Origin of the sequence: Micromonospora sp. NPDC005324 (assembly GCF_040607155.1) — a bacterium.
GTDB lineage: Bacteria > Actinomycetota > Actinomycetes > Mycobacteriales > Micromonosporaceae > Micromonospora > Micromonospora trifolii.
In genome coordinates this window covers 1-25,074 of sequence record NZ_JBEXGE010000023.1, presented here as the reverse complement: position 1 = coordinate 25,074, position 25,074 = coordinate 1, and the positions used below count along the sequence as shown (strand labels likewise).

General features: G+C 71.5%; 26 protein-coding genes. 17 read left to right on the top strand and 9 right to left on the bottom strand.

Annotated features, from left to right (window positions below; genetic code table 11):
- Positions 1 to 52 precede the first annotated feature (52 nt).
- From ABZS40_RS22900 to ABZS40_RS22885, 4 genes are all read left to right on the top strand, one after another.
- On the top strand, positions 53 to 1,108 hold the full coding sequence (locus ABZS40_RS22900) for a DUF916 domain-containing protein (RefSeq protein WP_354945371.1): 1,056 nt from the start codon (positions 53 to 55) through the stop codon (positions 1,106 to 1,108).
- Positions 1,105 to 1,593 (top strand): hypothetical protein, encoded by a 489-nt coding sequence (locus ABZS40_RS22895; protein ID WP_354945370.1) that lies wholly within the window; start codon positions 1,105 to 1,107, stop codon positions 1,591 to 1,593. The genes ABZS40_RS22900 and ABZS40_RS22895 overlap by 4 nt, the downstream gene beginning before the upstream one ends.
- Positions 1,594 to 1,654: 61 nt before the next feature.
- Positions 1,655 to 2,077, top strand: coding sequence for a hypothetical protein (locus ABZS40_RS22890; RefSeq protein ID WP_354945369.1), 423 nt, complete (start codon positions 1,655 to 1,657; stop codon positions 2,075 to 2,077).
- Between the two features lie 73 nt (positions 2,078 to 2,150).
- On the top strand, positions 2,151 to 2,444 hold the full coding sequence (locus ABZS40_RS22885) for a DUF4229 domain-containing protein (protein ID WP_354945368.1): 294 nt from the start codon (positions 2,151 to 2,153) through the stop codon (positions 2,442 to 2,444).
- 92 nt (positions 2,445 to 2,536) lie between these two features.
- Here the strand turns inward: ABZS40_RS22885 and ABZS40_RS22880 are convergent, their stop codons facing one another.
- Positions 2,537 to 3,874 (bottom strand): C39 family peptidase, encoded by a 1,338-nt coding sequence (locus tag ABZS40_RS22880; RefSeq protein WP_354945367.1) that lies wholly within the window; start codon positions 3,872 to 3,874, stop codon positions 2,537 to 2,539.
- A 210-nt stretch (positions 3,875 to 4,084) separates the two neighbouring features.
- Between ABZS40_RS22880 and ABZS40_RS22875 the strand changes: the two genes are divergently transcribed.
- From ABZS40_RS22875 to ABZS40_RS22860, 4 genes are all read left to right on the top strand, one after another.
- The gene (locus ABZS40_RS22875; RefSeq protein WP_354945365.1) at positions 4,085 to 5,962 is read left to right on the top strand and encodes a M14 family metallopeptidase; all 1,878 of its coding nucleotides are present in this window, start codon (positions 4,085 to 4,087) and stop codon (positions 5,960 to 5,962) included.
- A gap of 354 nt (positions 5,963 to 6,316) precedes the next feature.
- Entirely contained in the window at positions 6,317 to 7,246 is a 930-nt protein-coding gene (locus ABZS40_RS22870) for an ABC transporter substrate-binding protein (protein WP_354945364.1), read from the top strand.
- A gap of 121 nt (positions 7,247 to 7,367) precedes the next feature.
- Positions 7,368 to 8,429 (top strand): iron ABC transporter permease, encoded by a 1,062-nt coding sequence (locus tag ABZS40_RS22865; RefSeq protein WP_354945471.1) that lies wholly within the window; start codon positions 7,368 to 7,370, stop codon positions 8,427 to 8,429.
- A complete protein-coding gene (locus tag ABZS40_RS22860) occupies positions 8,426 to 9,229 on the top strand; it encodes an ABC transporter ATP-binding protein (RefSeq protein ID WP_210785271.1) in 804 nt (267 codons plus the stop codon). Before ABZS40_RS22865 ends, ABZS40_RS22860 begins: the two co-directional genes overlap by 4 nt.
- Positions 9,230 to 9,246: 17 nt before the next feature.
- Here ABZS40_RS22860 and ABZS40_RS22855 read toward each other — a convergent pair whose 3' ends face one another.
- The 5 genes from ABZS40_RS22855 to ABZS40_RS22835 form a co-directional block, all read right to left on the bottom strand.
- Entirely contained in the window at positions 9,247 to 10,011 is a 765-nt protein-coding gene (locus tag ABZS40_RS22855) for a VOC family protein (RefSeq protein WP_354945363.1), read from the bottom strand.
- Positions 10,012 to 10,105: 94 nt separating this feature from the next.
- Positions 10,106 to 10,843, bottom strand: a complete 738-nt coding sequence (locus ABZS40_RS22850) for an ABC transporter permease (protein ID WP_238679917.1) — start codon at positions 10,841 to 10,843, stop codon at positions 10,106 to 10,108.
- A gap of 10 nt (positions 10,844 to 10,853) precedes the next feature.
- On the bottom strand, positions 10,854 to 11,810 hold the full coding sequence (locus tag ABZS40_RS22845; protein ID WP_354945362.1) for an ABC transporter ATP-binding protein: 957 nt from the start codon (positions 11,808 to 11,810) through the stop codon (positions 10,854 to 10,856).
- Positions 11,807 to 12,118, bottom strand: a complete 312-nt coding sequence (locus ABZS40_RS22840; protein ID WP_354945361.1) for a transcriptional regulator — start codon at positions 12,116 to 12,118, stop codon at positions 11,807 to 11,809. The genes ABZS40_RS22845 and ABZS40_RS22840 overlap by 4 nt, the downstream gene beginning before the upstream one ends.
- On the bottom strand, positions 12,115 to 12,759 hold the full coding sequence (locus ABZS40_RS22835) for a transporter (protein ID WP_354945360.1): 645 nt from the start codon (positions 12,757 to 12,759) through the stop codon (positions 12,115 to 12,117). Before ABZS40_RS22835 ends, ABZS40_RS22840 begins: the two co-directional genes overlap by 4 nt.
- A 165-nt stretch (positions 12,760 to 12,924) precedes the next feature.
- Between ABZS40_RS22835 and ABZS40_RS22830 the strand changes: the two genes are divergently transcribed.
- Positions 12,925 to 13,389, top strand: a complete 465-nt coding sequence (locus ABZS40_RS22830) for a hypothetical protein (RefSeq protein ID WP_354945359.1) — start codon at positions 12,925 to 12,927, stop codon at positions 13,387 to 13,389.
- Here the strand turns inward: ABZS40_RS22830 and ABZS40_RS22825 are convergent.
- Positions 13,378 to 15,531 (bottom strand): AAA family ATPase, encoded by a 2,154-nt coding sequence (locus ABZS40_RS22825; protein ID WP_354945358.1) that lies wholly within the window; start codon positions 15,529 to 15,531, stop codon positions 13,378 to 13,380. The genes ABZS40_RS22830 and ABZS40_RS22825 overlap by 12 nt on opposite strands.
- Before the next feature lie 334 nt (positions 15,532 to 15,865).
- Between ABZS40_RS22825 and ABZS40_RS22820 the strand changes: the two genes are divergently transcribed.
- Genes ABZS40_RS22820 through ABZS40_RS22810 form a run of 3 tightly spaced genes read left to right on the top strand, consistent with a single transcriptional unit; the run spans position 15,866 to position 18,675 of the window.
- Positions 15,866 to 16,450, top strand: coding sequence for a winged helix-turn-helix domain-containing protein (locus ABZS40_RS22820; RefSeq protein ID WP_354945356.1), 585 nt, complete (start codon positions 15,866 to 15,868; stop codon positions 16,448 to 16,450).
- 42 nt (positions 16,451 to 16,492) lie between these two features.
- Positions 16,493 to 17,872: an MFS transporter gene (locus ABZS40_RS22815; protein WP_354945355.1), complete on the top strand. Its 1,380-nt coding sequence runs from the start codon at positions 16,493 to 16,495 to the stop codon at positions 17,870 to 17,872.
- A complete protein-coding gene (locus ABZS40_RS22810) occupies positions 17,824 to 18,675 on the top strand; it encodes a menaquinone biosynthesis protein (RefSeq protein ID WP_354945354.1) in 852 nt (283 codons plus the stop codon). The genes ABZS40_RS22815 and ABZS40_RS22810 overlap by 49 nt, the downstream gene beginning before the upstream one ends.
- A 5-nt stretch (positions 18,676 to 18,680) precedes the next feature.
- Here ABZS40_RS22810 and ABZS40_RS22805 read toward each other — a convergent pair whose 3' ends face one another.
- Both ABZS40_RS22805 and ABZS40_RS22800 read right to left on the bottom strand, forming a co-directional pair.
- Positions 18,681 to 19,643 carry a hypothetical protein gene (locus ABZS40_RS22805; RefSeq protein ID WP_354945353.1) on the bottom strand — a complete coding sequence of 321 codons (963 nt, stop codon included), beginning with the start codon at positions 19,641 to 19,643 and terminating at the stop codon, positions 18,681 to 18,683.
- Positions 19,643 to 20,632, bottom strand: coding sequence for a hypothetical protein (locus ABZS40_RS22800; RefSeq protein WP_354945352.1), 990 nt, complete (start codon positions 20,630 to 20,632; stop codon positions 19,643 to 19,645). The genes ABZS40_RS22805 and ABZS40_RS22800 overlap by 1 nt, the downstream gene beginning before the upstream one ends.
- Positions 20,633 to 21,003: 371 nt before the next feature.
- On the opposite strand from ABZS40_RS22800, the gene paaA reads away from it, so the two are divergent.
- The 5 genes from paaA to paaE all read left to right on the top strand — a co-directional run bounded on the left by paaA (position 21,004) and on the right by paaE (position 24,796).
- The gene (gene paaA / locus ABZS40_RS22795; protein WP_354945351.1) at positions 21,004 to 22,080 is read left to right on the top strand and encodes a 1,2-phenylacetyl-CoA epoxidase subunit PaaA; all 1,077 of its coding nucleotides are present in this window, start codon (positions 21,004 to 21,006) and stop codon (positions 22,078 to 22,080) included.
- On the top strand, positions 22,077 to 22,397 hold the full coding sequence (gene paaB / locus ABZS40_RS22790) for a 1,2-phenylacetyl-CoA epoxidase subunit PaaB (protein WP_354945350.1): 321 nt from the start codon (positions 22,077 to 22,079) through the stop codon (positions 22,395 to 22,397). The genes paaA and paaB overlap by 4 nt, the downstream gene beginning before the upstream one ends.
- A 67-nt stretch (positions 22,398 to 22,464) precedes the next feature.
- Positions 22,465 to 23,190, top strand: coding sequence for a 1,2-phenylacetyl-CoA epoxidase subunit PaaC (gene paaC, locus ABZS40_RS22785; protein WP_354945349.1), 726 nt, complete (start codon positions 22,465 to 22,467; stop codon positions 23,188 to 23,190).
- Positions 23,187 to 23,663, top strand: a complete 477-nt coding sequence (gene paaD / locus ABZS40_RS22780; RefSeq protein ID WP_354945348.1) for a 1,2-phenylacetyl-CoA epoxidase subunit PaaD — start codon at positions 23,187 to 23,189, stop codon at positions 23,661 to 23,663. The genes paaC and paaD overlap by 4 nt, the downstream gene beginning before the upstream one ends.
- Entirely contained in the window at positions 23,660 to 24,796 is a 1,137-nt protein-coding gene (paaE, locus tag ABZS40_RS22775) for a 1,2-phenylacetyl-CoA epoxidase subunit PaaE (protein WP_354945347.1), read from the top strand. Before paaD ends, paaE begins: the two co-directional genes overlap by 4 nt.
- The last annotated feature ends 278 nt before the right edge of the window (positions 24,797 to 25,074 follow it).

Sequence of the window (25,074 nt, the reverse complement as noted above, 5' to 3'; positions counted from 1 at the left end):
ACCCGTGATGTCTCCGCCGTCCCGATGCCAGCCTCACTTCCGGAGTCCACGCATGACCGACCTACCCGCACCCTGGACCGGCCCCGCGCGACGCGTCGGGGCGCTTGTCGTCGCTGGGCTCGTGCTGCTCGGAGCGTTACTCACGCCGGTGCCGGCGCTGGCCCGCGCCGCCGCCGCGGCCGACGACCCGACCTGGACGCTGGTGCCGTCGAGCCCCAGCGGACCCAAGGGACGCAAGCAGTTCGACTACGAGTTGTCGCCGAAGGAGGACATCACCGACTGGTTCTCGGTGAGCAACCTCGGCGACCGGCCGATCAAGGTCGACCTCTATCCGACCGACGCCTTCACCGCGCTGGACGGCGGCTTCGCACTACTTCCCCGCAGTCAGGCCCCCAGCGGGGTCGGCTCCTGGATCCGGTTGCCGAAGGCGTCCACCACCCTGCCGCCGGGCAAGCGCGCGGACATGCCGTTCCGGCTGGCCGTACCGGCCGGGACCGCACCGGGCGACCATGTCGGCGGCATCATCGCCGCGGTGACCGAGGAACAGGTCGGCAAGGACGGTCAGCGGGTGAACGTCGAGCGCCGGATCGGCGCCCGGGTCTACCTGCGGGTCGCCGGCCCGCTGCGGCCCGCCGCCGAGGTCGGCACGGTGCGGATCGAGTACGACAATCCGGTCGTGCCGCTGCCCGGCGGACGGATGACGGTCACCTACCGGATCACCAACACCGGCAACGTCCGGATCTCCGGCAAGGCCCGGGTCCAGGTCAGCGGCCCTCTCGGGGTACGGCTGGCGACCGGTGACCTGGTCGACGTCCCGGAAGTGCTGCCGGACTCGGAGATCCGGCTGACCGAGGAGTTCGCACACGTCCTGCCGGCCGGTCCGCTGACCGCCACGGTGGTACTCAACGCGGACACCCCGAAGGAGTCGCTGCCCTCGTTGGAGAGCGAAGGCTCGACCCTCGCGGTGCCGTGGGCGCTCGTCGCGCTGCTGGTGCTGATCCTGACCCTGGTGGCGTACCGGCTCTGGCTGCGGCGGGCGCGCCGGCTGGACGAACTGCCGGACGACCCGGCCGCCTCGGCGCGGGAGCCTGAGCGGGCGGCCCGATGAGCGGCAACCGGGGGGCCGGGGGCACCGCCGGTTTTAGCTGGTGGTCGGTCGGGATGGCGGTGGCCGTCGCGTTCGTGCTGGCGTCCGGGCCGGGCAGCCCAGCCGGAGCGTCCGCCGCGGCCGCGCCCGCCCCGTCGGGCGGCGCTCCGGTCTCGGTGCGGGTCGGCGTGTCGATCGGCCCGAAGCCAACCGGCAGTCCGTCCCCGACCAGCACGCCGACGCCCACTGCCACGCCGTCGCCCACTGCCACGCCGACGCCCGGCACGCCGTCGCCGACTGCCACGCCGTCGCCCGGCACTCTAGAGCCGACGAACCCCACGACCAGCGCCCCGGCGGGTGGTGGGGGCACGCTTCCGCGTACCGGAGTGGCTCTGGGCGGGTTGCTCCTCGCTGGCGTGGTCCTGGTCGGCGGCGGCGTCATGCTGCGCTGGGCGGCCCGGCGGCGGGCAACCGCCGAGCGCTGGTTGAGCCGGGCGGGCGGCTGATCCGGCGGCGCGGGGCGGCTGCGGCAGCCTGGGCTTGCTGCTCGCGTACCCTCGTAGCGTCATGAGCGAGCAGCAGAGCAAGTTTCCCCGCCGGGACGCCGAGGGCCGCATCCGTACCCTGGGCGATCTGCTCGGGGTGTGCCTTGCCGGCCTGGTCATCGGCGTGCTCGCGTTGGTGCTGTTCGACTGGGCGTTCGCCTCGATCGGCGCCGGCGACTTCGGGCACACCAACGGTTGGCTGGCGGTGATCCTGCCGGCCTGGCTGTTCTGGGACGACTTCCGGGCCTGGGAGTTCGGCGCGGCCCGGGTGGTGGCGGCGGTGGTCGCCGCTGCCGTCGGGGTGTTCGCCGGGCTGCTGATCGCCGGTCTGGGCGCGGGGTTGCCGCCGCTGCTCTCCGGCGCGTTGGCGGCGGGGGCGTTCACAGTGGCGTACGCGGCCCTCTGGTTCCCGGGTGTCCGCTGGCTGGCCCGCCGGACCGGCTGAGCACGACCGCCCGTCGGGCGGCTCGACCCTTCCGCCGGCAGTGGCGGGCGACGGAGAGAACGGAGTGGTGCAGGTGAGCGCCGCGCTCAAGTACACGCTGGGCCGGATCGGGCTGTTCGTCGCCGTGCTGGCGGGCCTCTGGCTGGTCGACATGAACGTGTTCCTGAAGCTGATGCTGGCGTTGGTGTTCTCCGCCGCGCTCTCCTTCTTCCTGCTGCGTGGTTGGCGGGACGAGATGGCCGGGGAGATCGCTGAAGCAGCCGAGCGCCGCCGCACCGAGAAGGAACGCCTCCGCTCCGCCCTGGCCGGCGAAGACCAAACCCCCACCCCCGACCCCCCCACCCAGGCCCCCGACTCCCAGCGTTGATCATGAAGTTATTGCCACGACGCGCCGAGTCGTCGGGCATAACTTCATGATCATCCGCGCTGGAGGTGGGGCCGGCCGGGCTGGGGCCGGGGTTACCAGTTGGTGGAGCCGGGGACCCTGGGCCAGGGCTTCGAGATCGGCTTGATCAGGTATGCGATGCCGCCGGAGCCGCCGGAGACGCCACCGCTGGCGTTGGTGCGCTTGGTCCGCAGCCAGATCTGCTCGAACTGCGTGCGCTTGTAGACGTTGCGCACCACGTCGTTGCTGGACGAGGCCGGGTCGTTGACGATCACGTCGCCGTCGGCGGTGAAGCCGACCACCACGAAGAGGTGCCCGGAGGTGCCGTAGTTCGCCCCGTCCAGCTCACTGGCGAGGAAGGACTGGCTGGTCACGACGGGGATGCCGGCGGCGATGAAACGCTCCAGCTCGTCCAGCGAGTGCAGCCGGGTCACCCGGCCCTCCAGCCCGGGGAAGCTGGCCGCGTACGCGGTGTTGAACGGCCAGTTGCCAGCACCGTCGTACGCGTAGTCGTAGGTCATCCGGGCGGCGTGGTTGACGGTCGGGTCGGGGTAGGTCGGGTCCACCCAGGAGGTGTCGGCCGCCGAGGGCTTGCGACCCCAGTACTCGACCACCATCTCGGTGGAGGTGGGTGAGCACCACGCCTCGCCGCCGCCGTCGTACTCGGGGTAGTGCCCGGAGTGCACGTTCTGCGAGTAGCGCGGCACCGACAACTCCCGGCCCCAGGCGATGTGCCCGGCGCTCGGCGGCACTGTGAACCGGTCCGGCACTGTGGAACTCATCGCGCCCAACATCCGGACCACCGGGGCGGCGCTCTGCCCGGGTGCGCGGTAGAGGGTCAGCTTGAGCTGGTACGACCGCAGCAGCACCCCGGCGGCGGCGTCGTCGATGCTGAAGGTGTCGGTCCAGATCGTCGAGAAGGGGTCGCCCTGCCGGTTGACACTGGTCCGCTTGATGTCGGTGTCGCCGGACGCCCAGCGACCCAGGACGTACCACGGGGTCTGGTCGCCGCTGGTGTAGCTGCCCTGCATCTCCACCTGGATCCAGGTGCCGGCGGGGGTCTCCGCGTTCCACGAGGCGATCAGCTCGGTGGCGTCGAACCCGACCCGGGTCACCGGCGAGGTCCAGGTGCCGTACTCCCAGGTGCGGGTGGCGCCGGTGTGCGGGTCCGCGTACTCGATGGTGCCGACCGGGCGGGCCAGGGTGACGCCCGCTCGGGCGCCGGGCACGACGCGGGTGCCGGCCCGGCTGCCCCGGTGCCAGTCGGCGGGCCCGGACCAGTCCTGGTAGGTGATCTGCTCGTCGTGGGCGGGGGCGGGCGGGTGGGCCGCCAGCGCGGGCGCGGCGCTGGTGAGCAGTGTGAGCGTGGTGACGCCGGCGAGGGCGGCCGCGCGCAGGCGGGATCTGGCCATGGGTGCTCCGCGGTGTCGAGGGGGCATCGTCGCTGGTCAGTTTTCCGCTTGGAGGGAAGTTTCGCCAGATGTTGACAGGTGGAAAATCATTGCCACCATGATGATCCGCCTGGGATGCACAACGCAGCGATCAATATTGATATGACCATGTGACAGGTGGTGAAGTGTCCTTCACCGAGCGGGATCTCCCGCCCATCGAGGAGGTAGTCCATGGCCCTCCGCACGCCCATCCCCCTCCGCCGTGTCCTGGTGCTCGCTGTCGTCACCGGGCTGGGCATCGTCACCGTCGCCGCCGGCCCGGTCGCCGCCCGACCGGCACCGGACCGCACCGCCGAGCCGGCCGCCGCCGGCTACCGGGTGCTCGGGCCCCGGACCCTCGCCGACCGCAACGCGGTGGCCCGCACCGGAGCCGCCATCGACTACTCCGAACACGGCGTGCTGCACATCTCGGCCACCGCGGGAGAGGCCGCCGCGATCGGCAAGCTCGGCTTCCGGCTGGAACCGCTCGCCCCGCCACCGAACGCCGAGCGCGGCGCCGGCGACTTCAACACGCAGGCCTTCCCGCCGGCCGACTCGAACTACCACGACTACGCGGAACTGACCGCCGTCGTGAACCAGGTCGTCGCCGACCATCCGGCGATCGCCCGCAAGATCAGCATCGGTTCGTCGTACGAGGGCCGCGACCTGATGGCGGTGAAGATCTCCGACAACGTCGGCACCGACGAGAACGAGCCGGAGATCCTGTTCAACTCCCAGCAGCACGCCCGTGAGCACCTGACCGTCGAGATGGCGATCTACCTGCTCAATCTCTTCACCGACGGCTACGGCAGCGACTCCCGGATCACCAACATCGTCAACGGCCGGGAGCTCTGGATCGTGCCGACCGTCAACCCGGACGGCAGCGAGTACGACATCGCCACCGGGTCGTACCGGTCCTGGCGCAAGAACCGGCAGCCCAACAGCGGCTCGTCCAACGTCGGCACCGACCTGAACCGCAACTGGTCCTACAACTGGGGATGCTGCGGCGGCTCGTCCGGCACCACCTCGTCGGACACCTACCGGGGGCCGTCGGCGTTCTCCGCGCCCGAGACGCAGGCGCTGCGCAACTTCGTCAACGGCCGGGTGGTCGGCGGCGTGCAGCAGATCAAGGCCAACATCGACTTCCACACGTACTCGCAGCTGGTGCTCTGGCCGTACGGCTACACCACAGCGAACACCGCGACCGGGATGAACGCGGACCAGTACAACACCTTCGCCACCATCGGTCAGCAGATGGCGGCCACCAACGGCTACACCCCGGAGCAGTCCAGCGACCTCTACATCACCGACGGAGACAGCCTCGACTGGATGTGGGCCACCCACAACATCTGGGCGTACACCTTCGAGATGTACCCGGGCTCGTCCGGCGGCGGCGGCTTCTACCCGCCCGACGAGGTGATCGGAGCGCAGACCTCGCGCAACCGGGAGGCGGTGCTGATCCTCAGCGAGTACGCCGACTGCCCGTACCGGGCCATCGGCAAGCAGGCGCAGTTCTGCGGCGGCGGTGGCGGCACCACTGTCTGGTCGGACACCTTCGAGACCGCCACCGGCTGGACCATCAACCCGGCCGGCACCGACACCGCCACCCTCGGCGCGTTCGAGCGGGGCGCCGCCCAGGCGACCACGTCCTCCGGAGCCAAGCAGCTCACCCCGTACGCCGGCTCCAACGACCTGGTCACCGGCCGGCTCGCCGGTTCGGCCGCCGGTGACTACGACGTCGACGGCGGCGTGACCAGCGCCCGGTCCCCGGCGGTGACCCTGCCGTCGTCCGGCACGCTGACCCTCTCGCTCGCCTGGTACCTGGCGCACGGTTCGAACGCCTCGTCGGCGGACTACCTGCGGGTGAGCGTCGTGCACAACGGCGGTACAACGGCGCTGCTCACCCAGGCCGGCGCGGCCAGCAACCGCAACGGGAGTTGGGCGGTCGCCAACCTGAACCTCACCCCGTACGCCGGCCAGTCGGTCCGCGTACTCGTCGAGGCGGCGGACGCGTCCGGGGCCAGCCTGGTGGAGGCGGCTGTGGACAACGTCACCATCACGTCCTCCTGATCGGGTGGGGCCCCGTCCCGCCCCGGCGGGGCCCCACCAACCGCTCCTGAGCCTCCAGATCCGGGACAAACGCCTCGTGCGCCACGGCTTGGCGATCGACCCAGGCTGATCGGCCCTTGATCGATCCGGCACATCCTGGCGGTGCGCTACCGTCTTAGCGACCAGTCCGCAGCGAAGCCGGTGCTCATCCCGGCGCTGTCCCGCAACTGTGATGCCCCACCGCTCGGTGGGGACGAGCCAGGTCGCCTACGGATCGGTCGCGAAACGCGCTCTCGAGGAAGGGCGCCTCGTGGGCGGGCGTACGAAAGTCCCTGTCGGCGAAGCACCACACTCCTCGACCGACAGGAGGCCCCTATGTTCAGACACACCCCTCGGCTCTTCGCGGCGACCCTCGCGGTCACCGCGCTCGCCCTCGGCGCCTGCGCCGAGAAGGCCGACGACAAGCCGAGCGCCGGCACCGCTGCCGCCGCCTACCCGGTCACCGTCGGCGCGCTCACCCTCGACAAGCGCCCCGAGAAGATCGTCGTGCTGTCGCCCACCGCCACCGAGATGCTCTTCGCGATCGGTGCCGGCCCCCAGGTGACCGCCGTCGACGACCAGTCGAACTACCCGGCCGACGTGCCCAAGACCGACCTCTCCGCCTTCCAGCCGAACGCCGAGGCGATCGCCGGCAAGAACCCTGACCTCGTGGTGCTCTCCGACGACCGCAACAAGATCGTCGAGCAGCTCGGCAAGCTGAAGATTCCGGTGTACCGGACCCCGGCGGCGGTCACGCTCGACGACTCGTACCGGCAGATCACCGAGCTGGGCACGCTGACCGGGCACGCCGACCAGGCCACCGACGTCGCCACCCGGATGAAGGACGACATCGCCAAGCTGGTCAAGGACCTGCCGCAGCGCGCCGAGAAGCTCACCTACTTCCACGAGCTGGGCCCGGAGCTGTACAGCGCCACCAGCAAGACCTTCATCGGCTCGCTCTACAGCCAGGTCGGCCTGACCAACATCGCCGACCCGGCCGACGCGGACGGTAAGAACTTCGGCTACCCGCAGCTGTCCCAGGAGTCCATCGTCAAGGCCGACCCGGACTTCGTCTTCCTGGCCGATGCCAAGTGCTGCCAGCAGAGCGCCGACACCGTCAAGGCACGCAGTGGCTGGGCCGGCCTCACAGCGGTGAAGAACAACCAGGTCGTCGCCCTCGACGATGACATCGCCTCCCGCTGGGGTCCGCGGGTCGTGGACCTGCTCCGGGTCATCATCGACGCGGTCGCCAAGGTGCCCGCGTGACCGTCGTCCGTCGGTGACCGGGCCGCGACAGGTGTCCGATCCGGCACCAACCGGTCGGTCGGCCGAGACGCCGCCGTCGTCCCCGCGGGCCGAGCCACGTTCCCCGGCCCGGCCCGCCGGGCTGCCGTCCGGGGCCCGGCCCGCCGGGCTGCGCCTGCGGTGGTTGGTCGCGGGCCTGGTCGCGGTGCTCGTCGCGCTCGTCGTCGGGGTGTCGCTCGGCCCGGTGAGCCTGCCCCCGGGCAGCGTCGCCGCCGAGCTGCTCAACCTGTTCCCCGGGGTGCACCTCGACAGCGGGCTGACCGAGCGTGAGATCGCGATCGTCACCGAGCTGCGCCTGCCCCGGGTGGTGCTGGGCCTGCTCGTCGGCGGTCTGCTCGCCCTCGCCGGCGGTTGCTACCAGGGCGTGTTCCGCAACCCGCTGGCCGACCCGTACCTGCTCGGTGTGGCAGCCGGCGCCGGCCTCGCGGTCACCGCGGCGATCGCCCTCGGCGGCGCCGGTCGGGAGGGCACGCTCTCCGGGTTGCCGATGACCATTCCGTTGGCCGCGTTCGCCGGTTCGCTGCTCGCCGTCACGATGACCTACGTGCTCGGCGCCGCCGGTGGGCGACGCGGGTCACCGGCCATGCTGATCCTGGCCGGGGTGGCGGTCTCCGCGTTCCTCTCCGCCGGGCAGACGTACCTCCTGCAACGAAACGCCGACAGCATCCAGCCGGTCTACTCCTGGCTGCTCGGCCGACTGGCCACCGCCGGTTGGCACGACGTGCTGCTGGTGCTGCCGTACGCCGCGCTGACCACGGTCGTGGTGCTGCTGCACCGCCGCGAACTGGACGTCCTCGCGGTCGGCGACGACGAGGCGAGAAGTCTGGGCCTGCACCCGCAGCGCACCCGCTACCTCTTGATCGCCGCCGCCTCGCTGGGCACCGCCGCGGCGGTCTCCGCGACCGGGCTGATCGGCTTCGTCGGCATCATCGTGCCGCACACCGTCCGGCTGCTCGCCGGGTCCAGCTACCGGGTGATCCTGCCGATGTCACTGCTGTTCGGCGGCGCGTTCCTGGCGCTCACCGACGTGGTGGCCCGCACCGTCGCCGCTCCGTCCGAGCTGCCGATCGGAGTGGTGACCGCCCTGCTGGGCGGCCCGTTCTTCGTCCTCGTGCTGCGGACCGCCCGGCGAATGCTCACGTGAGCCGCGAACCCGCCGCCGGCACGCCGGCCGTCGAGGTGCGCGGGCTGCACGTCGCCCTCGGTGGCACGCCGATCCTGACCGGCGTCGACCTCACCGTCGCTGTCGGCGAATGGGTCACCGTGATCGGCCCGAACGGCGCCGGCAAATCCACGCTGTTGCGCGCCGTCGGCGGCCTGCTGCCCGCGCCGAAGGCGATCACTCTCTTCGGTACGCCGAGTGCCGCGCTGCGCCGTCGGGACCGCGCCCGGATAGTGGCCACTGTGGCACAGTCCCCGGTGGTGCCTCCCGGCATGTCGGTGCTGGACTACGTGCTGCTCGGCCGCACCCCGTACATCCCGACCCTGGGCCGGGAGTCGACAGCCGACGTCGACGCCGTGCACGAGGTGCTGGGGCGGTTGGACCTCGCCGGCTTCCACCGTCGTGAACTGGCCACCCTCTCCGGCGGCGAACGGCAGCGGGTGTTCCTCGCCCGCGCGCTCGCCCAGGGCGCGACGCTGCTGCTGCTCGACGAGCCGACCAGCGCGCTCGACATCGGCCACCAGCAGGACGTGCTCGAAGTCGTCGACCAGCTACGCCGCGAGCACGGCCTGACCGTCCTGGCCACGATGCACGACCTCTCCCTGGCCGGCGAGTACGCCGACCGGATGGTGATGCTCGCCGCCGGTCAGGTGGTGGCCGCCGGAACTCCACCCGAGGTGCTGACCGAGGAGCTGCTCGCCACCCACTACCGGGCCAGCGTCCGGGTGGTGCCCGGCGCCCACGGCCCGTTGGTGGTGCCCGTCCGCCCCACCCGCCCCTGAAGCACGCAGGCGCTGGGTCAGGGGCCCAGGTCGATGACGGAGAAGAGGGCGCCCTGGGGGTCGCGCAGGGCGGCGAAGCGGCCCGCCGGGATGTCGCGGGGCGGAACCAGGATCGTTCCGCCCAGCTCGGACGCGCGGGCCGCGGCGGCATCCGCGTCGGTCACCGCGAAGTACACGGTCCAGTACGCGGGCAGGTCGGCCGGAAAGTCGTCGGCCAGCGGCGGCATCATCCCGGCGACGATCTGCGTCCCGAGCCGCCACCCGGTGTACGTCATCGCGCCCACCGCCTGGTCGTCGGGCTGCCAGCCGAACACCAGCTCGTAGAAGACCTTCGCGCCCTCGGGGTCGGGGGTGACCAGCTCGTTCCAGCTCATCGCGCCCGGCACGTTGAACACCTCGGCACCGGCCATGGCCAGCGGCTGCCAGACGCTGAAGGTCGCGCCGGCCGGGTCGGCGAAGACCGCCATCCAACCCCTGTCGAAGACCTCGAACGGTGGTACCACGACCTGCCCGCCGGCCCGTTCGACCCGGCCGGCGACCAGTTCGGCGTCGTCGGTGGCGAGGTAGGTCGACCAGATCGGGATCTGGTCCGGGATCGCCGGCGGGCCGGCGCCGGCCACCGGCTTACCGTCGAGCAGGAAGACCGTGTAGCCGCCCGCCTCGGGCTCAGGGGTGACCTGGCCGGTCCACCCGAACAGCTCCGGGTAGAAGCGCCGCGCGTCGGCCAGGTCCGGGGTGGCCAGGTCGGCCCAGCAGGGCGTACCCGGCGGGACGGTGCTCACGTCAAGACCCCTCTCGGCCCGGGCGGCCACGGCGGCCCCCTGCCGGAATCCTGGCACCGTCCCGCTGCGGCCCGGGGCGGAAACGGACGAATCGTCAGCTGAACCGGCGACCCTCGTCCCTCCGGTACGCCCAGCCGGCGAGCGCGGCGAGCAGCACCACCCAGACACCGAGCATGATCACTGCCAGCGGCTCCACGTCGTAGTCGGCCGCCGCCGCCCACATCAGCTCGGCAGCGCCCCGGGTGGGCAGGTACGGCGCGATCGTCTCGATGAACCCGGGCGCGTCACCCGGCGCGGAGAGCAGGCCGCCGCCGAAGGCCAGCGGCAGGAAGAGCACCTGCGCCACCACGATCGCCGCCTTGCTCGGCAACGAGTAGCCGATGGCGAGCCCCATCAGCGTGAACGGCACCGAGATGACGGCCACGGTGCCGAGGGCCAGCAGGAACGCCGCCGGGGTGACCTGGGCCGCGGTCAGCGTCGCGCCGATCACCACGACCGGGATCAGCGAGAGGTAGGTCAGCGCCAGGCCGGCCAGCACCCGGCCGGCGAACCGCGGGGCCGGCCCGGCCGGCAGGGTCCGGGTGTACGGGTTCCAGGGCTGGTCGCGGTCCTCGGCGACGCCGACGCCGTACTGGAAGATGTTGGCGCTCATCACCGAGAAGGTGACCATCGACGCGGTGGCGTAGGTGGCGCCGACCGGGTCGTCACCGGCGAAGGGCACCACGAAGAAGATCATGGCGGCGGCCGGGAAGAAGGCGCTGCCGAAGACGGCCACCGGAATCCGGATGATCTCCAGGAGTTGGTAGCGGGCGTGGACCAGGGCGAGCTGCACGGTGGCCTCCTCAGACGGTGGTGGGTCGGCCGCCGGCAGCGGCGGTGGTCGGTCGGCCGGTGCCGCTGGGCGTGTCCCCGCTGGCGGTGTCGCCGCCGGGCGCTTCTCCGCTGGTGATGGCGAGGAACGCCTCCTCCAGCGAGGTCGGCCGTACCTCCAGGTCGGTGAACGGGGTCTGGGCCGTGACCAGCGCTCGGACCAGCTCGTCGGCGTCGGTGGTGAGCAGGTGCAGCCGACCGTCGACCCGTTCGGTGCGCACCACCCCGGGAAGGTCGGGCAGGCTGTCGGCGACCAGGCTGACCCGGCGTACGCCCACGATGCCGCGCACCGCGTCCACTGTGTCGTCGGCGAGCACCCGGCCCTGCCCGATGACCACCACCCGGTGGGCGAGTGCCTCCACCTCCTCCAGGTAGTGGCTGCTCAACAGCACGGTGCCGCCGTCCTCGTGGAATGCCCGGATCGCGTCCCACAGGGTGTGCCGGGCGGCCACGTCCAGGCCCGTGGTCGGCTCGTCGAGCAGCACCAACCGGGGCCGGCCGACGAACGCCAACGCCACCGCCAACCGGCGGCGCTGCCCGCCGGAGAGCCCACCGGTCTGCCGTCGGACGAGGTCGGCGAGACCGAAGCGGTCAAGCAGCTCCGCCCGGGGCACCGGGTCGGGGTAGTGCGCGGAGACGAAGTCGACGACCTCGCCGACCCGCAGCGTGCCGGGCAGGCCGGTCTCCTGCGGGGTGACCCCGATCTGCCGGCGGCTCGCCGGGTCGCGGGGGTCGCCGCCGAACAGCTCGACCCGCCCGGAGCTGGGGCGGCGCAGGCCCACCAGCAGGTTCATCAGGGTGCTCTTGCCGGCGCCGTTCGGCCCGAGCAGGCCGACCAGCTCACCGGCCCGGACTTCCAGGTCGACGCGGTCGAGGGCGAGGACGTCGCCGTACCGGCGGCTGGCCTGGTCGGCGCGGGCGAGGGTCATGACTGCTCCTTCGACGGGGTGGGGTCGAGCAGGGCGCGGATAGCCTCGGTGTACTCCTCGAACGCCAGCCGGCCTCGCCGGCTGAGCCCGACCAGGGTCGCCGGGGTGCGTCCACGATGGGTCTTGCTGATCTCCACGTAGCCGGCGTCCTCAAGCTTGCGCAGGTGCACCGAGAGGTTGCCGGCGGTCATCGCGAGCAGCTCCTGCAGGCGAGGGAACGCGATCTTGTCGCCGACGTTGAGAGCCGAGAGGCTGGCGACCACCCGCAGCCGGGCCTGCGCGTGGATGACCGGATCCAGCTCGGTCACGGCTGCTGCCGCTGTCGCTGCCGCCGCCGGGCGAGCGCGCCGACCACCAGGATCCCGCCGCCGCCGGCCACCGCCACGACAAGCGCGTGCCAGCCCGGCCCGGCGATCGCGCCGATCAGGTTGATCACGCTGACCCAGACGCCCAACCGGAACAGGTCCCGATCCAGCCAGACCGCCCCGCCGGCCATGTGCAGCGCACCGGTCAACCCGACGGCGGTCGCCGACCACAGCAGCGCCGCCAGGTCGTGCGGCAGGTGCTCGGAGATTCGACCGAGCCCCGCGTAGACGCTCACCGAACCGAGGGCCCAGGCGTACCCGTACCACTGCCCACGCCGAGCGGAGTCGCCGATCACCTGGCCGTAGGCCCGCGTGCTGACCACCGCCTGGGTCGCTCCGGCAGCCGCGAGCAGCACGAAGAGGACGGTCAGCGGCAGCCAGCTCGGCAGGTCGACCAGCGCCCGGTCACCCGGGGGAAACCGCAGGAAGAACAGCCCGAACCCGACCAGCCAGGCGACACCCCACGGCCAGTAGAGCAGGCGGGCGTCGGGATCGAGCCGGCGTGCCGTCGCGGACCGTTGGTCCTGGATCAGCCGGAGCGCCGCTGCGGCGTCGGTGGGTGGTGAATCATCGTCGGGGTCCACGCAAACTACTTTACGGCACAAAGTCGAGGTGGGTGACCCCGTCATCACCGGCTGCGGCAGGCCCCCGATCGCGGCGAGCAGTGCCTATGGTGGTCAACCGTGGTGACTGATCCGTCGCACAGGCCACAGCGGATGGTCCGTGCCCACCGACCACGAGGGGCGCTGATGACTGTCGACGAGAGTCGGGCACGGTACGTCGAGGGGATCACCCGGCTGCTGGTGGCCGGGGAGCAGGTGCGCGCGGTGGCCCAGGTCCGAGCGGGCGACGGCCTGACCCCGGCGCCGCCCGCGCAACCGTCGGCCCCACCCGCCACGGGTGGGCCGGGCTTCCTGGGTGCCCTGCTCGCCGTGCTGTCACCGAACATCACCTTCGGTCGGGCGGACAACGCCGTCGACTGGCTCCTCTTCGGTGTCGGAGGTCGAGGCGAACCGGGTTCATCGGCATCCGTGCTGCACCATGCCCTGACCGTGGCGGCGAAGGGCCCCGGCCTCCGGAACCTCGTGCTGGGGGTCACCGACCAGCGGCTGCTGCTCGGCTTCGCCGACGGGTCCTGGCTGTCGTTCCACGTGCCGCTCGCCGACTCCAGCCGCCCGCTGCGGGAGATCGCGGCGGCCCTGTCAGCCGGCTGACCCGCCGACGAGCGGGGCAGGCAGCGGCGCCACGTGCAGCACCGCCAGCCGGGACACCGCCCGGGTGAGCACCACGTACAACCGGTGCAGCCCGCGCGGCTCGGCCGCGACGATCGCCGCCGGCTCGACCACCACCACGTGGTCGTACTCAAGGCCCTTGACCAGCGTCGCCGGCACCACCGTGACCCGCTCCGCGGCCGCCACGTCGTCGGCGGTCGCGGTCTCGACACCGGCCTCGGCCAGCGCCGCGCGCAAACCGTCGACCACGTCGTCCGCGGCGATCACACCGACGGAGCCGTCGTGGGCGAGCGCCGCGCGCGACTCGGCCACCGTCGCCGAGGTCAGGTCGGTCACCGTACGCACGTCCAGGCCGCCGTCGTGGCGCAGCGACTCGGCCGGCGGTACGTCCACAGCGAGCGCCGGGAGCAGCAGGTTCGCGAATGCGACGACTGCGGCGGGCACCCGGAAACCGACTGTCAACGGCACCACCACCGCGTCCGGCTTGCCCAGGTGGGCGAGGGATTCCCTCCAGTCCGTCGCCGCCCACGGGGCGGTGCCCTGGGCGAGGTCACCGAGGAGCGTGACCGAGCCGTGCTCGCTGCGCCGTGCGATGGCCCGACACTGCATCGGCGAGAGATCCTGCGCCTCGTCCACCACCACGTGCCCGAACCCGGAGAGCCGTTCCAGCAGCCCGGTCGCCTCGTCGATCAGCACCGCGTCGGCGGCGGTCCAGCGGGTGGCCTTCGGCGTGCGGGCCGGCTTGGCCCAGACGAGCTGCGCCTGCTCGGCGTCGCTGAGCAGCCCGTCGGCCGCGGCGGCGAGCCGGTCCGGATCGGAGAGGAGGCCGTGCACCAGCCCTTCCGGGGTGAGGGCCGGCCAGACCGCGTCCAGGAAATCGAGCACCGGCCGGCAGCGGCTCATCCGACGCAGCCAGGCATCGCTGGGCGACTCCGCACGCCGCGCCTCGGCCTGCCGTTGCAGCAGACTCACCACCCGCGCCTGGACACGTTCCCGACCCGTGCCGTACGGCAGCCCCTCCCGGCGGGTCTCCTCGACGATCCGGTGCAACGGCTCCACCCCGATCCGCCAGCGGAACGAACCGTCCGACACGGTGATCGACTCGGTCGGGGCGCCGATCTGCGCCTGCACCGCGCGCCGCAACACGCTCGCCATCCGTACGTCGTGTTTGAGCGCGGCCACCGTCGGCGCCTCGACCGCCCGGACCGCCACCCGAGAGATCAACTCTTCCACCGTGGCCTGCTCGACCTCGACCTCACCGAGCGCCGGCAGCACCGCCGCGATGTACGACAGGAACGCCCGGTTCGGCCCGACGATCAACACACCCGCCCGCCGCAACCGCTCCCGATGCAGATAGAGCAGGTACGCGGCCCGGTGCAGACCCACCGCCGTCTTCCCCGTACCCGGCGCGCCCTGCACACAGATCGAGTCGGCGAGGTCAGCCCGGACCAGCTCGTCCTGCTCCGGCTGAATCGTGGCGACGATGTCCCGCATCGGCCCGACGCGCGGACGCTCGATCTCGGCGGTGAGGATCCGACTGGTCGTACCGAGCTCTTCGCCCCGATCCAGCCGCTCATCCTCGAAGCTGGTCAGCAGACCATTGCTGAACCCGAACCGCCGCCGAACCGCCACCCCCTGCGGATCCCGCACACTGGCCCGGTAGAACGAGCGGGAGACCGGCGCCCGCCAGTCCAGCACCAACGGCTCGCCACGCTCATCGGTGACATGCCGCCGCCCCACGTGATACCGCCGCCCGTAATGATCACCGCTCCCGTCGGGTGCGGCCGGGTCGTTCGTCGGCCTGCCGGCTGTGTGCCTGCCGCTCGTGGTGCCGCTGTTCGTGGTGCCGCTGTCGGTGGTGCTGGCGCTCGGGGCGCCGGCGAAGTCGAGGCGGCCGAAGAAGAGCGGAGTGGTCGGGTCGTCGGCCAGTTCGGCGACCCGGCGGGCCAGGGTGCGGCCGAGCGTCTCGGCAGCGTACGCGTCGCCGGCCACCTGGTCACCGGTGGCGAAGAGAGACTCGGCCCGCTCCCGCATCCGACCGAGCGCTGCCCGCGAGGTGGTGAGGTGTGCGCGTTCGGCGTCGAGGTCCGCGTCGAGGTCGAGGTCGAGGTCAAGTGCGGGCATGCTGACGTCCCATCGTTCACATCTGCTGCGCGCTCGCGTGTCCGGGGGCGGATGGCCGCCCGCCCGGCGCGAAGACGTCCGTTCCGGTGCAGCTCACCTCGGCCGTCAAGCGGGCTGCAACCCTACGCGCCCCAACCCGCCGTATCCAGCGAATTACCGACGCGACCACCCATCCGAGACGGCGTGTTGCCCGGTCGGGTGCCGTTGATCGACTCAATTTTCATGAGGTCGCGGTGTCCAGGACGGCGCGACGCCGCGATTTCCAGGAACCGAGTCGATCACCGGGGACGCGGGGGTGATGGCAGGTTGGGGGGCCTGGCGGGATCATGGGCCTATGACCGAGGCCCGCTCCGATTCGCGCCGGATGACGATCAGCGACCCCCAGGTGATGCGGGCGATGGCCCATCCGGCCCGGATCGCGATCATGGAGCACCTGAACAGTCGCACGAGCGGTGGGACCGCCACCGAGTGTGCCGAGATCGTCGGGCTGTCGCCGAGCGCAACCAGTTACCACCTGCGCGCGCTGGCGAAGTTCGGCCTGGTCGAGCACGCGCCGAGCCGGGGGGACGCGCGTGAGCGGCTGTGGCGCGTGCCGAGTGTGAGCGTGCTGGTCGAGGCGGGCCGTGATGCCGGGCCTGAGGCGCGTGCGGCCGAGCAGGCGCTGGTGGAGGCCCATGCGGTCCGGGCCATGGAGCGGACCCGGGACTGGTTGCGGCGCGCCGGGGACGAGCCGGCCGAGTGGTACGAGACCGCCCTGTTCACCGACACTCTGGTGCTGCTCACCGCGGAGGAGCTGGCCGAGTTGAACGAGGCGGTGCTGGCGCTGCTCCGGCCGTATCACCCGCGGCGGCGGCAAGGTGATCCGCCGCCGGGGGCGCGCACTGTCGCGGTGCAGTACCGGACGGTGCCGTTGGCATAGTCAGGCTTGCATGAATCAGTTGTGAAGGACTATTTTCGAAGTATGTCCTTCACAACTGACGAATCGCGCTGGTCGGACGTCTGGCTCGTCGCCGCCGCTCGGGGCACCACGATCTGCGGCGACTTCCTCGCCGCGACAGCGCTGGCGCTGGCCCTACAGGGTGCCGGTGCCGGCGGGCTGGCCGTGTCGGGGCTGCTGCTGGCCGCCACCCTGCCCCTGGTGGTGCTCGCCCCACTCGCGGGCCGACTCGCCGACCGGACGGACAGTCGTACCCTGCTGGTGACCGTCGGGTTCGCGCAGGCCGCAATCTGCGCGCTGCTCGCCGTCGTCGAGCAACCGGTCCTGGTGATCGGGCTCGTCACCCTGCTGGCCTGCGGGCTCGCGGTGACCCAACCCTGCCTCGCCGCGCTGCTGCCGAAGATGGTCCGCCCGGCCGACCTGCCGCGGGCCAGCGCGATCAGTCAGACCGCCGTCTCGCTCGGTGCGCTCGGCGGCCCGGTGCTGGCCGGCCTGCTGGTGGGGCAGTTCGGCACCCGCGTACCGCTGCTCCTCGACTCCGCGACCTACCTGGCGCTCGTGGTCGCGGGCCTGCTGCTGCGGACCCGACGCGGCGGTCGGCGGCCCGCCGCGAGCAGCGGGGCCGCCGCCAGCCAGACGCCCGCCGCGAGCAGCCCGGCCGTCTCGGGCGGCGTGCCAACCCCTGGGGGTACGGAGATCGAGTGGCGGCTGCGCCGCGATCCGCTGATGCTCGTCATGGTGGTGAGTACCGCAGTGGTGATCGCGGCGATCGGTGGCATCAACGTGATCGAGGTCTTCTTCATCCGGGAGACGTTGGGGGGCTCGGCGACCACGTACGGACTGGTCAGTGCCGCATGGATGGCCGGCATGCTGCCGGGGACCTGGCTCGCCGTACGACTTGCCAGGCGACTCGACGACGACGGCGCGTTGGTACGTGGGGTGCTGGCCACTCTGGCCGTGTGCAGTCTGATGGTGCTGCTGGCGGCGACGGTGCCGGCGGCAGGTGTGTTGGTGCCGCTCTGGCTGGTGGGTGGTGCGGCCAACGGTGGCGAGAACGTCTTCGCCAACCTGCTCACCGCGCGGCGGGTGCCGGAGGCGATGCGCGCCCGGGCGTACGCCAGTTACGGCGCGGCGGTGCAGGGTGGCTCGATGGCGGGCTTCCTGATCGGTGGGGCGTTGCTCGTGGTCGTTCCGCCTCGGCCGCTGATCGCCGGTGCCGGTGTGGTCGGGCTGCTGGTGGTGCTGGTCTTCGTGCCGGTCGTGACCCGCGCGGTACGACGGTCGTCACATGCGGGCTTGGCCACTCCGGGGCGGCCCGCCGAGCCGGCGCCGGACGCCGGGGATACGGTCGGGCCATGGCTGAGCGCATCGCACGCCCGCGGGTCGGGCACATCCAGTTCCTGAACTGCCTGCCGATCTACTGGGGTCTGATGCGCTCCGGGGCCCTGCTCGACGTCGACCTGCACAAGGACTCGCCGGACCGGTTGAGCGCGGCGCTGGTCGCCAGCGACCTCGACATCGGCCCGATCACGCTGTTGGAGTACCTGAAGCACGCCGACGAGCTGCTGCTCCTGCCGGACCTGGCGGTGGGCAGCGACGGGCCGGTGCTCTCGGTCAACATGGTCTCCACCCGGCCGCTCGCCGAGCTGGATGGCGCTCGGGTGGCGCTCGGCTCGACCTCGCGGACCGGGGTGATGCTGGCGCAGCTGCTGCTCGCCGAGCAGTACAACGTGCGGCCCGAGTACTTCCGCTGCCCGCCGGATCTGACCCAGATGCTGCTGGAGGCCGACGCCGCCGTGCTGATCGGTGACGTGGCGCTGCGGGCGTACTACGAGGCGCCGCAGAGGGGCCTCACTGTCACCGACCTCGGGCAGGCGTGGCGGGAGTGGACCGGGCTGCCGATGGTCTTCGCCGTCTGGGCGGTCCGCCGGGACTTCGCCGCCGCCCACCCGGGCCTGGTCAAGGAGGTGCACGAGGCATTCCTGCGCTCGCGGGACCTCTGCCTGGCGGAGCTGGACCAGGTCGCCGAGGCGGCGGCCCGCTGGGAGACCTTCGACGCGGAGACGCTGGCCACGTACTTCCGGACCCTCGACTTCTCCCTCGGCGACCGGCAGGTCGCCGGGCTGCGCGAGTGGGCCCGACGGGCCGCCGCCATCGGCGAGGCCCCGGCGCTGCCGGACGGCGGCCCGGAGTTCTTCGCCGGCTGACCGGCTCAGGTGCCGGGGCGGAGCAGCGCTTCGGTGATCTTCTCGCAGTTCTTCATGCCGTAGTCGTAGCCCATGTTGATCGGGTACTTGACCATCACGCCCATCGTCCAGGTGTCGCCGATGGCCAGGCAGTTGATGTGCATCTCCTGCTCCTTGGTCCGGTCGATCCACCCGTTCTTGATGGCGATCGTCTTCTGCTCGGCGGCCGGGAAGGCCTTGCGGATACCGAAGTCGCCAGCACCGCGAACCTGCTTCATCTCGTTGAGCAGCCACTTGGTCCACTTCGGCCCGGCGGCGGTGCCGGTGACGATGCAGTTGCCCATCCGGGCGGTGTCCCGGGGGGAGAGAGCCGTCCGGCTCCAGCCGCCGTCGGGGGCGACGCTGCTGTCGGTCAGCTTGCACATGGAGATGAGCCGCTTGATCGAGGCGTCCCGGTCAACCTGGTTGTAGAACTGTTCGGCCCGGGTGTTGTCGCTGTCCCGGATGATCCGCGTAGCGTCGGCGAGCTTCGCGTCGCTCGGGGTCTGGCCGGCGTCGGCCGCGCGACGCAGGTAGTCGGCGACGATCCAGGCCTTGATCATCGAGGCGGTCGTGCTGGTCTCGCCCATGTTCTTCGAACCGATGATCTTCCCGGTTCGGCGGTCGAGGACGCTCCAGGAGTACCAGCCCTCGATGTCCAGATTGAGATCCTTGGCCACGAAGGGCAGCGGCTCCAGCGACGGGCTGGGGCTCGGTGACGGCGAGGACGGCTTGCGGGCGCTGCGGTCGGTGCCGGCGCCGGTGGGGCGGTCGCTGGCGCTGGAGCCCGCGTCACCCCACTTGGCCGCGGCGGCCGACTCGAACGGCGACCCGGGCAGCAGCCGCAGCGACACCAGGACCAACCCGATGAGGATGACCGCGACGGCGATCAGCCGAACCGGTGAGGCCTCGCCGCCGTTGCGCCGGACGACCCGACGGTTGCCGGCCATCAGAGCTTTCCGACCGGCTGCTGCGGCACCTTCAGCGCGGCGCCCGGCTGCGGGGTGACCAGTTGGGTGGCCACACTGGCGCAGACCTTCGCGCCGTAGTCCAGACCGGTCCTGATCGGGTAGCGCAGCATCACCGCGAGGCTCCACTTGCTGGTGACGGCGAGGCAGTTGACGTGCCAGTCGCCGTCGCCGTAGATGGGGGTCCAACCGTTCTTGATGCTGACCGGGCCCTGAGCGGTGATCGACTTCGGTAGGCCGTCGATGATCCCCCAGCGGCCGCCGCCGGACGAGGGCCGCTGGTCCTTGGCCGCGGTGGTGCCCTTGACCTTGCTCATCTGGTCCAGCACCCACTTGGTCCACTTCGGGCCGGCGGCCTTACCGTCGGCGATGCAGTCGCCGACCCGGACCGCGTCGCGGGGGGACATCCGGGTGAAGCTCCAGAAGCCGGTGTACGGCTTGACGTTGCCGCGCTTGGTGTCGGTCAGCCCGCAGATCTTGATCGCCCGCTGGATCACCGGGTCGGGGATGCTGCTGGTCGAGGCCTTGTAGGAGCCACCCGCGGCGGCGTAGACCTTGTTGGCCGCCCCGTCGTTGCTGTCGACGATGGCGAGTCGAGCCATCTCCTTCATTGCTGCGGACGGCTCCTTGGCGCCGAGCTGTCGCAGGTAGTCGGAGACGATCCATGCCTTGATCATCGATTCGGTGGAGCTGGTCGCTGTCATGTTCGGCGACCCGGAGATCGTGCCCGTCTTCCGGTCCAGCAGAGCCCACGAGAAGAACTCACCCTGGAAGCTCACCGACACCGGGCCGTCGGCCAGGGTGGGCGGCGGTGGTGGGGTGGGCGCGGGAGCGGCGACGCTCGACGTGCCTACTCCGCCGCCTCCGCCGCTGTCGTCGCTGGCGAGTCGGGCGTACGCGGTGGGGACCAGTAGGACGCCGCCGAGCACGACCGCCGTGACGGCGAGCACCAGGGTCACGCGAGATCGCATGAGTGGGTGAACTCCAGGTGTCAGGGCCGGGGGGACCGGCTTGTCGTCGGGACGAATCGGGTGCGATCGCCGAGGCCGGGGGAGGTGGCCTCTGTGGAGATGTCGATGTCGGCAGCCGATCGGTTGTCCGGCAGAAGTCTACGTCCGGACCGGGAGACCGCCAGGGTTCGACACCAGGCAACCTGCGATAAAGGCGGGATATGGGGCCGGTATGAGGTTTTTGCAGTGATTCACCTTTGTTTCGTGGCCTAAGTCACGGCGATATAACGGCGCCCAGGTAGCGCAAAGCGCTCATCCGCTCACAGATGGGATGCTCGGATTCCTGTTACACCCCCTGGTGCAACGCGGCGCAAGCTGTAACACTTAGCCTCATGTATGGCAACGACTTCTCCGCCCCGAACGGCGCTCCCGACGAGGCGCCCGGCGGTTTGCTGGGCGAGGTCGAGGCCGCCGAGGCCGAGCTGCGGGCAGCGGCAGCGCGCGGGCGGCGTGGCGGCCCCGCGCCGGACGAGGACCTGGCGGCGTACTTCACCGAGGTGGTCGACGCCGAGCAGAAGATCGAGCCCCGCGACTGGATGCCCGACGCGTACCGGCGGACGCTGATCCGGCAGATCGCCCAGCACGCCCACTCCGAGATCATCGGCATGCAGCCGGAAGGCAACTGGATCAGTCGGGCGCCGTCGCTCAAGCGCAAGGCGATCCTGCTGGCCAAGGTGCAGGACGAGGCGGGTCACGGCCTCTACCTCTACGCCGCCGCCGAGACCCTCGGCATCAGCCGCGACGAACTGGTCCAACTGCTGCTCGACGGCCGCCAGAAGTACAGCTCCATCTTCAACTACCCCACCCTGAGCTGGGCCGACGTTGGTGCCATCGGCTGGCTGGTGGACGGCGCGGCGATCGTCAACCAGGTGCCGCTCTGCCGCTGCTCCTACGGCCCGTACGCCCGCGCGATGATCCGGGTCTGCAAGGAGGAGTCGTTCCACCAGCGGCAGGGTTACGAGATCCTGCACACCCTGGCGCACGGCACCCCCGCGCAGCAGGCGATGGCCCAGGACGCTGTGGACCGCTGGTGGTACCCGTCGCTGGCCATGTTCGGCCCGCCGGACGGCGACTCCACGCACTCCGCCCAGTCGATGGCCTGGAAGATCAAGCGCTTCTCGAACGATGACCTGCGTCAACGCTTCGTCGACATGTGCGTCCAGCAGGCCGAGATCCTCGGGCTGCGCATCCCCGACGAGGACCTGAGCTGGAACGACGAGCGGCAGGCGTACGACTACACCCAGCCGGACTATGACGAGCTGATGCAGGTGATCTCCGGCAACGGGCCGTGCAACCGGGAGCGGATGGCCCACCGCCGTGCCGCGCACGCCGACGGCAACTGGGTACGCGAGGCCGCTGCGGCGTACGCCGCGAAGCGTGCGGGACAGAAGGAGACGGTCGCAGCGTGAGCGAGCACAGCGAGCAAGCCGAGCAACCCAGCAGGACGAATCCTTCGCCTCTGTGGGAGGTCTTCGTGCGGGCCCGGCGCGGGCTGTCGCACACCCACGTCGGCAGCCTGCACGCCCCCGACGCCGAGCTTGCCCTGCGTAACGCCCGCGACCTCTACACCCGCCGCCAGGAGGGCGTGTCGATCTGGGTGGTGCCGGCCGGTGCGATCACCGCGTCAAGCCCGGACGAGAAGGACGCCTTCTTCGACCCGGCCGCCGACAAGGTCTACCGCCACCCCACCTTCTACGAGGTGCCGGACGGGGTGGCCCACCTGTGAGCGAGCGAACCAGCCAGCACAGCAACGTGGCGCTTCGCGCCGCCGCCGAGCGCAGCGGGGTGACAGCGTGAACGGGCCCTTCGACTTCACCCTCGCTCTCGCCGACGACGCGTTGATCGCGGCCCAGCGGCTGGCCGAGTGGACCACCCGCGCGCCGGAGATGGAAGAGGACATCGCGCTGGCCAACATCGCCCTCGACCAGCTCGGCGCGGCGCGCCTGCTGCTGTCGTACGCGGGCGAGCTGGAGAGCGCCGGCCGCGACGAGGACGCGCTGGCGTACCTGCGCGACGACCGCGAGTTCCGCAACGCGCTACTGGTCGAGCTGCCCAACGACGACTTCGCGGTGACGATGGCGAAGCTGTTCTTCCTGTCGGCGTACCAACTGCCGTTGTACACGGCGCTGGTCGGCTGCGCGGACGAGCGGTTGGCCGCGATCGGCGCGAAGGCGCGCAAGGAGTCGGCGTACCACCTGGACCACGGCGCGCTGTGGGTGAAGCGGCTCGGTGACGGCACCGAGGAGTCGCACCGCCGGATGCAGGCGGCCGTCGACCAGGTGTGGCCGTACACCCACGAGCTGTTCGCCGCGGACCCGGCGGCGCCGGTCGACCCGGCCGCCCTGCGGCCGGCGTTCGACGAGGTCGTCGGCCCGGTGCTGGCCGAGGCGACGCTCACCCAGCCGGAGGGCGCCTGGGCCCCCGCTGGTGGGCGGGCCGGTGTGCACACCGAGCACCTGGCCTACCTGCTCGCCGAGATGCAGGTGCTGCACCGCGCCCACCCCGGAGCGCACTGGTGAGTGACGCGAGGGAGGCCGCCGCGAGCGTCGTGGACCCGGAGATCCGGGTCATCACCATCGACGAGCTGGGCATCCTGCGGGCGGTCGAGGAGGATCCGGCCAGCGGCCGGGTCACCGTCACCATCACCCCGACCTACACCGGCTGCCCGGCGATGGACGTGATCCGGGCCGACATCCGCCGCGCGCTCACCGCCGCCGGCCACCCGGAGGCGGAAGTCCGGACCGTCTACAGCCCACCGTGGAGCACCGACTGGATCTCCGAGGGTGGGCGGGCCAAGCTCGCCGCCGCCGGGATCGCCCCGCCGGCCCCGGTGCCCGCCGCCGGCGTCGTGTCGCTGACGCTCGCGGTCCGCTGCCCGCAGTGCGGCTCGCCGGAGACCGAGCAGGTCAGCCGGTTCGGCTCCACAGCGTGCAAGGCCCTGTGGCGGTGCCGTTCCTGCTCCGAACCCTTCGACCACCTGAAGGCGCTGTGACTGTCACCATCACCCGCCCGGTTCGCCGCCGGCCGGTCTTCCACCCGTTGTCCGTCGCCGCCGTCGACCGGCTCACCGACGACTCCGTGGCGGTGACCTTCGCCGTACCCGAGGAACTGCGGGAGACCTTCGCGTTCCGCGCCGGCCAGCACCTCACGGTCCGTCTTCCCGGCGGAGCCGGGCCTACCAGCTCAGCTGGTGCGGACGGCGCGGACGTGCGCCGGTCGTACTCGATCTGCTCCACCCCCGACGACCTGGCCCGGCACGGCCGGTTGCGGATCGGGGTGCGCGAGATCCCCGGCGGCGCCTTCTCGGCGTTCGCCTGCGGGGCGCTGCGCGGTGGCGACACCGTCGAGGTGCTGCCGCCGCTGGGCACCTTCACCACGGCGTTCGCGCCGGACCGGGTGCGGCACTACGGCGCGGTCGTCGCCGGCTCCGGCATCACCCCGGTGCTCGGGCTGGTCGCGACCGCCCTGGCCGTCGAGCCGGCCAGCACCTTCACGCTGGTGTACGGCAACCGCACGGCGAACACGGTGATGTTCGCCGAGGAGTTGGCCGACCTGAAGGACCGCCACCCCACCCGGCTGCACCTGGTGCACGTCCTCTCCCGAGAGCAGAGCGAGTCGCCGCTGCTTTCTGGTCGGATCGACGCCGAGCGGCTGGGCCGGTTGCTGGGCACCATCGTGCCGGGCGACCTGATCGAGGAGTGGTTCCTCTGCGGCCCGTACGGCATGGTGGTCGACGTTCGGGACGTGCTGACCGCACGCGGGCTGCCCGAGTCGGCGGTGCACACCGAGCTGTTCCACGTCGACACGCCGCCGGAGCCGGTGCGCCGACCCGTCGACCAGGCGGGCGCCGGGGCGGAGGTGACGATCGTGCTGGACGGCCGGTCGTCGAGCTTCACGATGGGTCGCGAGGAACGGGTGCTGGACGCCGCGCTGAAGGTGCGGGGCGAGCTGCCCTACGCCTGCAAGGGTGGCGTCTGTTCGACCTGCAAGGCAAAGGTCGTCGACGGCGCTGTCACGATGGCCCGCAACTACGCGCTGGAGCCCGACGAGCTGGCGGCCGGCTATGTGCTGACCTGCCAGTCCAGCCCGACCACCGACAAGCTCACCGTCGACTACGACGCGTGACGACCCATCTCAGTCGGTGGGGCGGACGTGCGCGGTCCAGTAGGTGAGGTCGGAGCGGTGCTCGACCAGGGCGATCCGCTCCCCGCACGCCTCCTCGATCAGCTTGACCGCTGCGGGGCGTCCGAGTCAGGCGGAGTGACGGGATGCGCTGGCACCCGGGTTGGCGCGAACGGGATGGGAACTCCCGCAGATCTTGGACACTTTCCGTTAGCGCGGCGGGCTCAACCGGTGGTTGCAACACCCAGGAGCTGGGTCATCTTCTCACCTGGGGTGGCCCA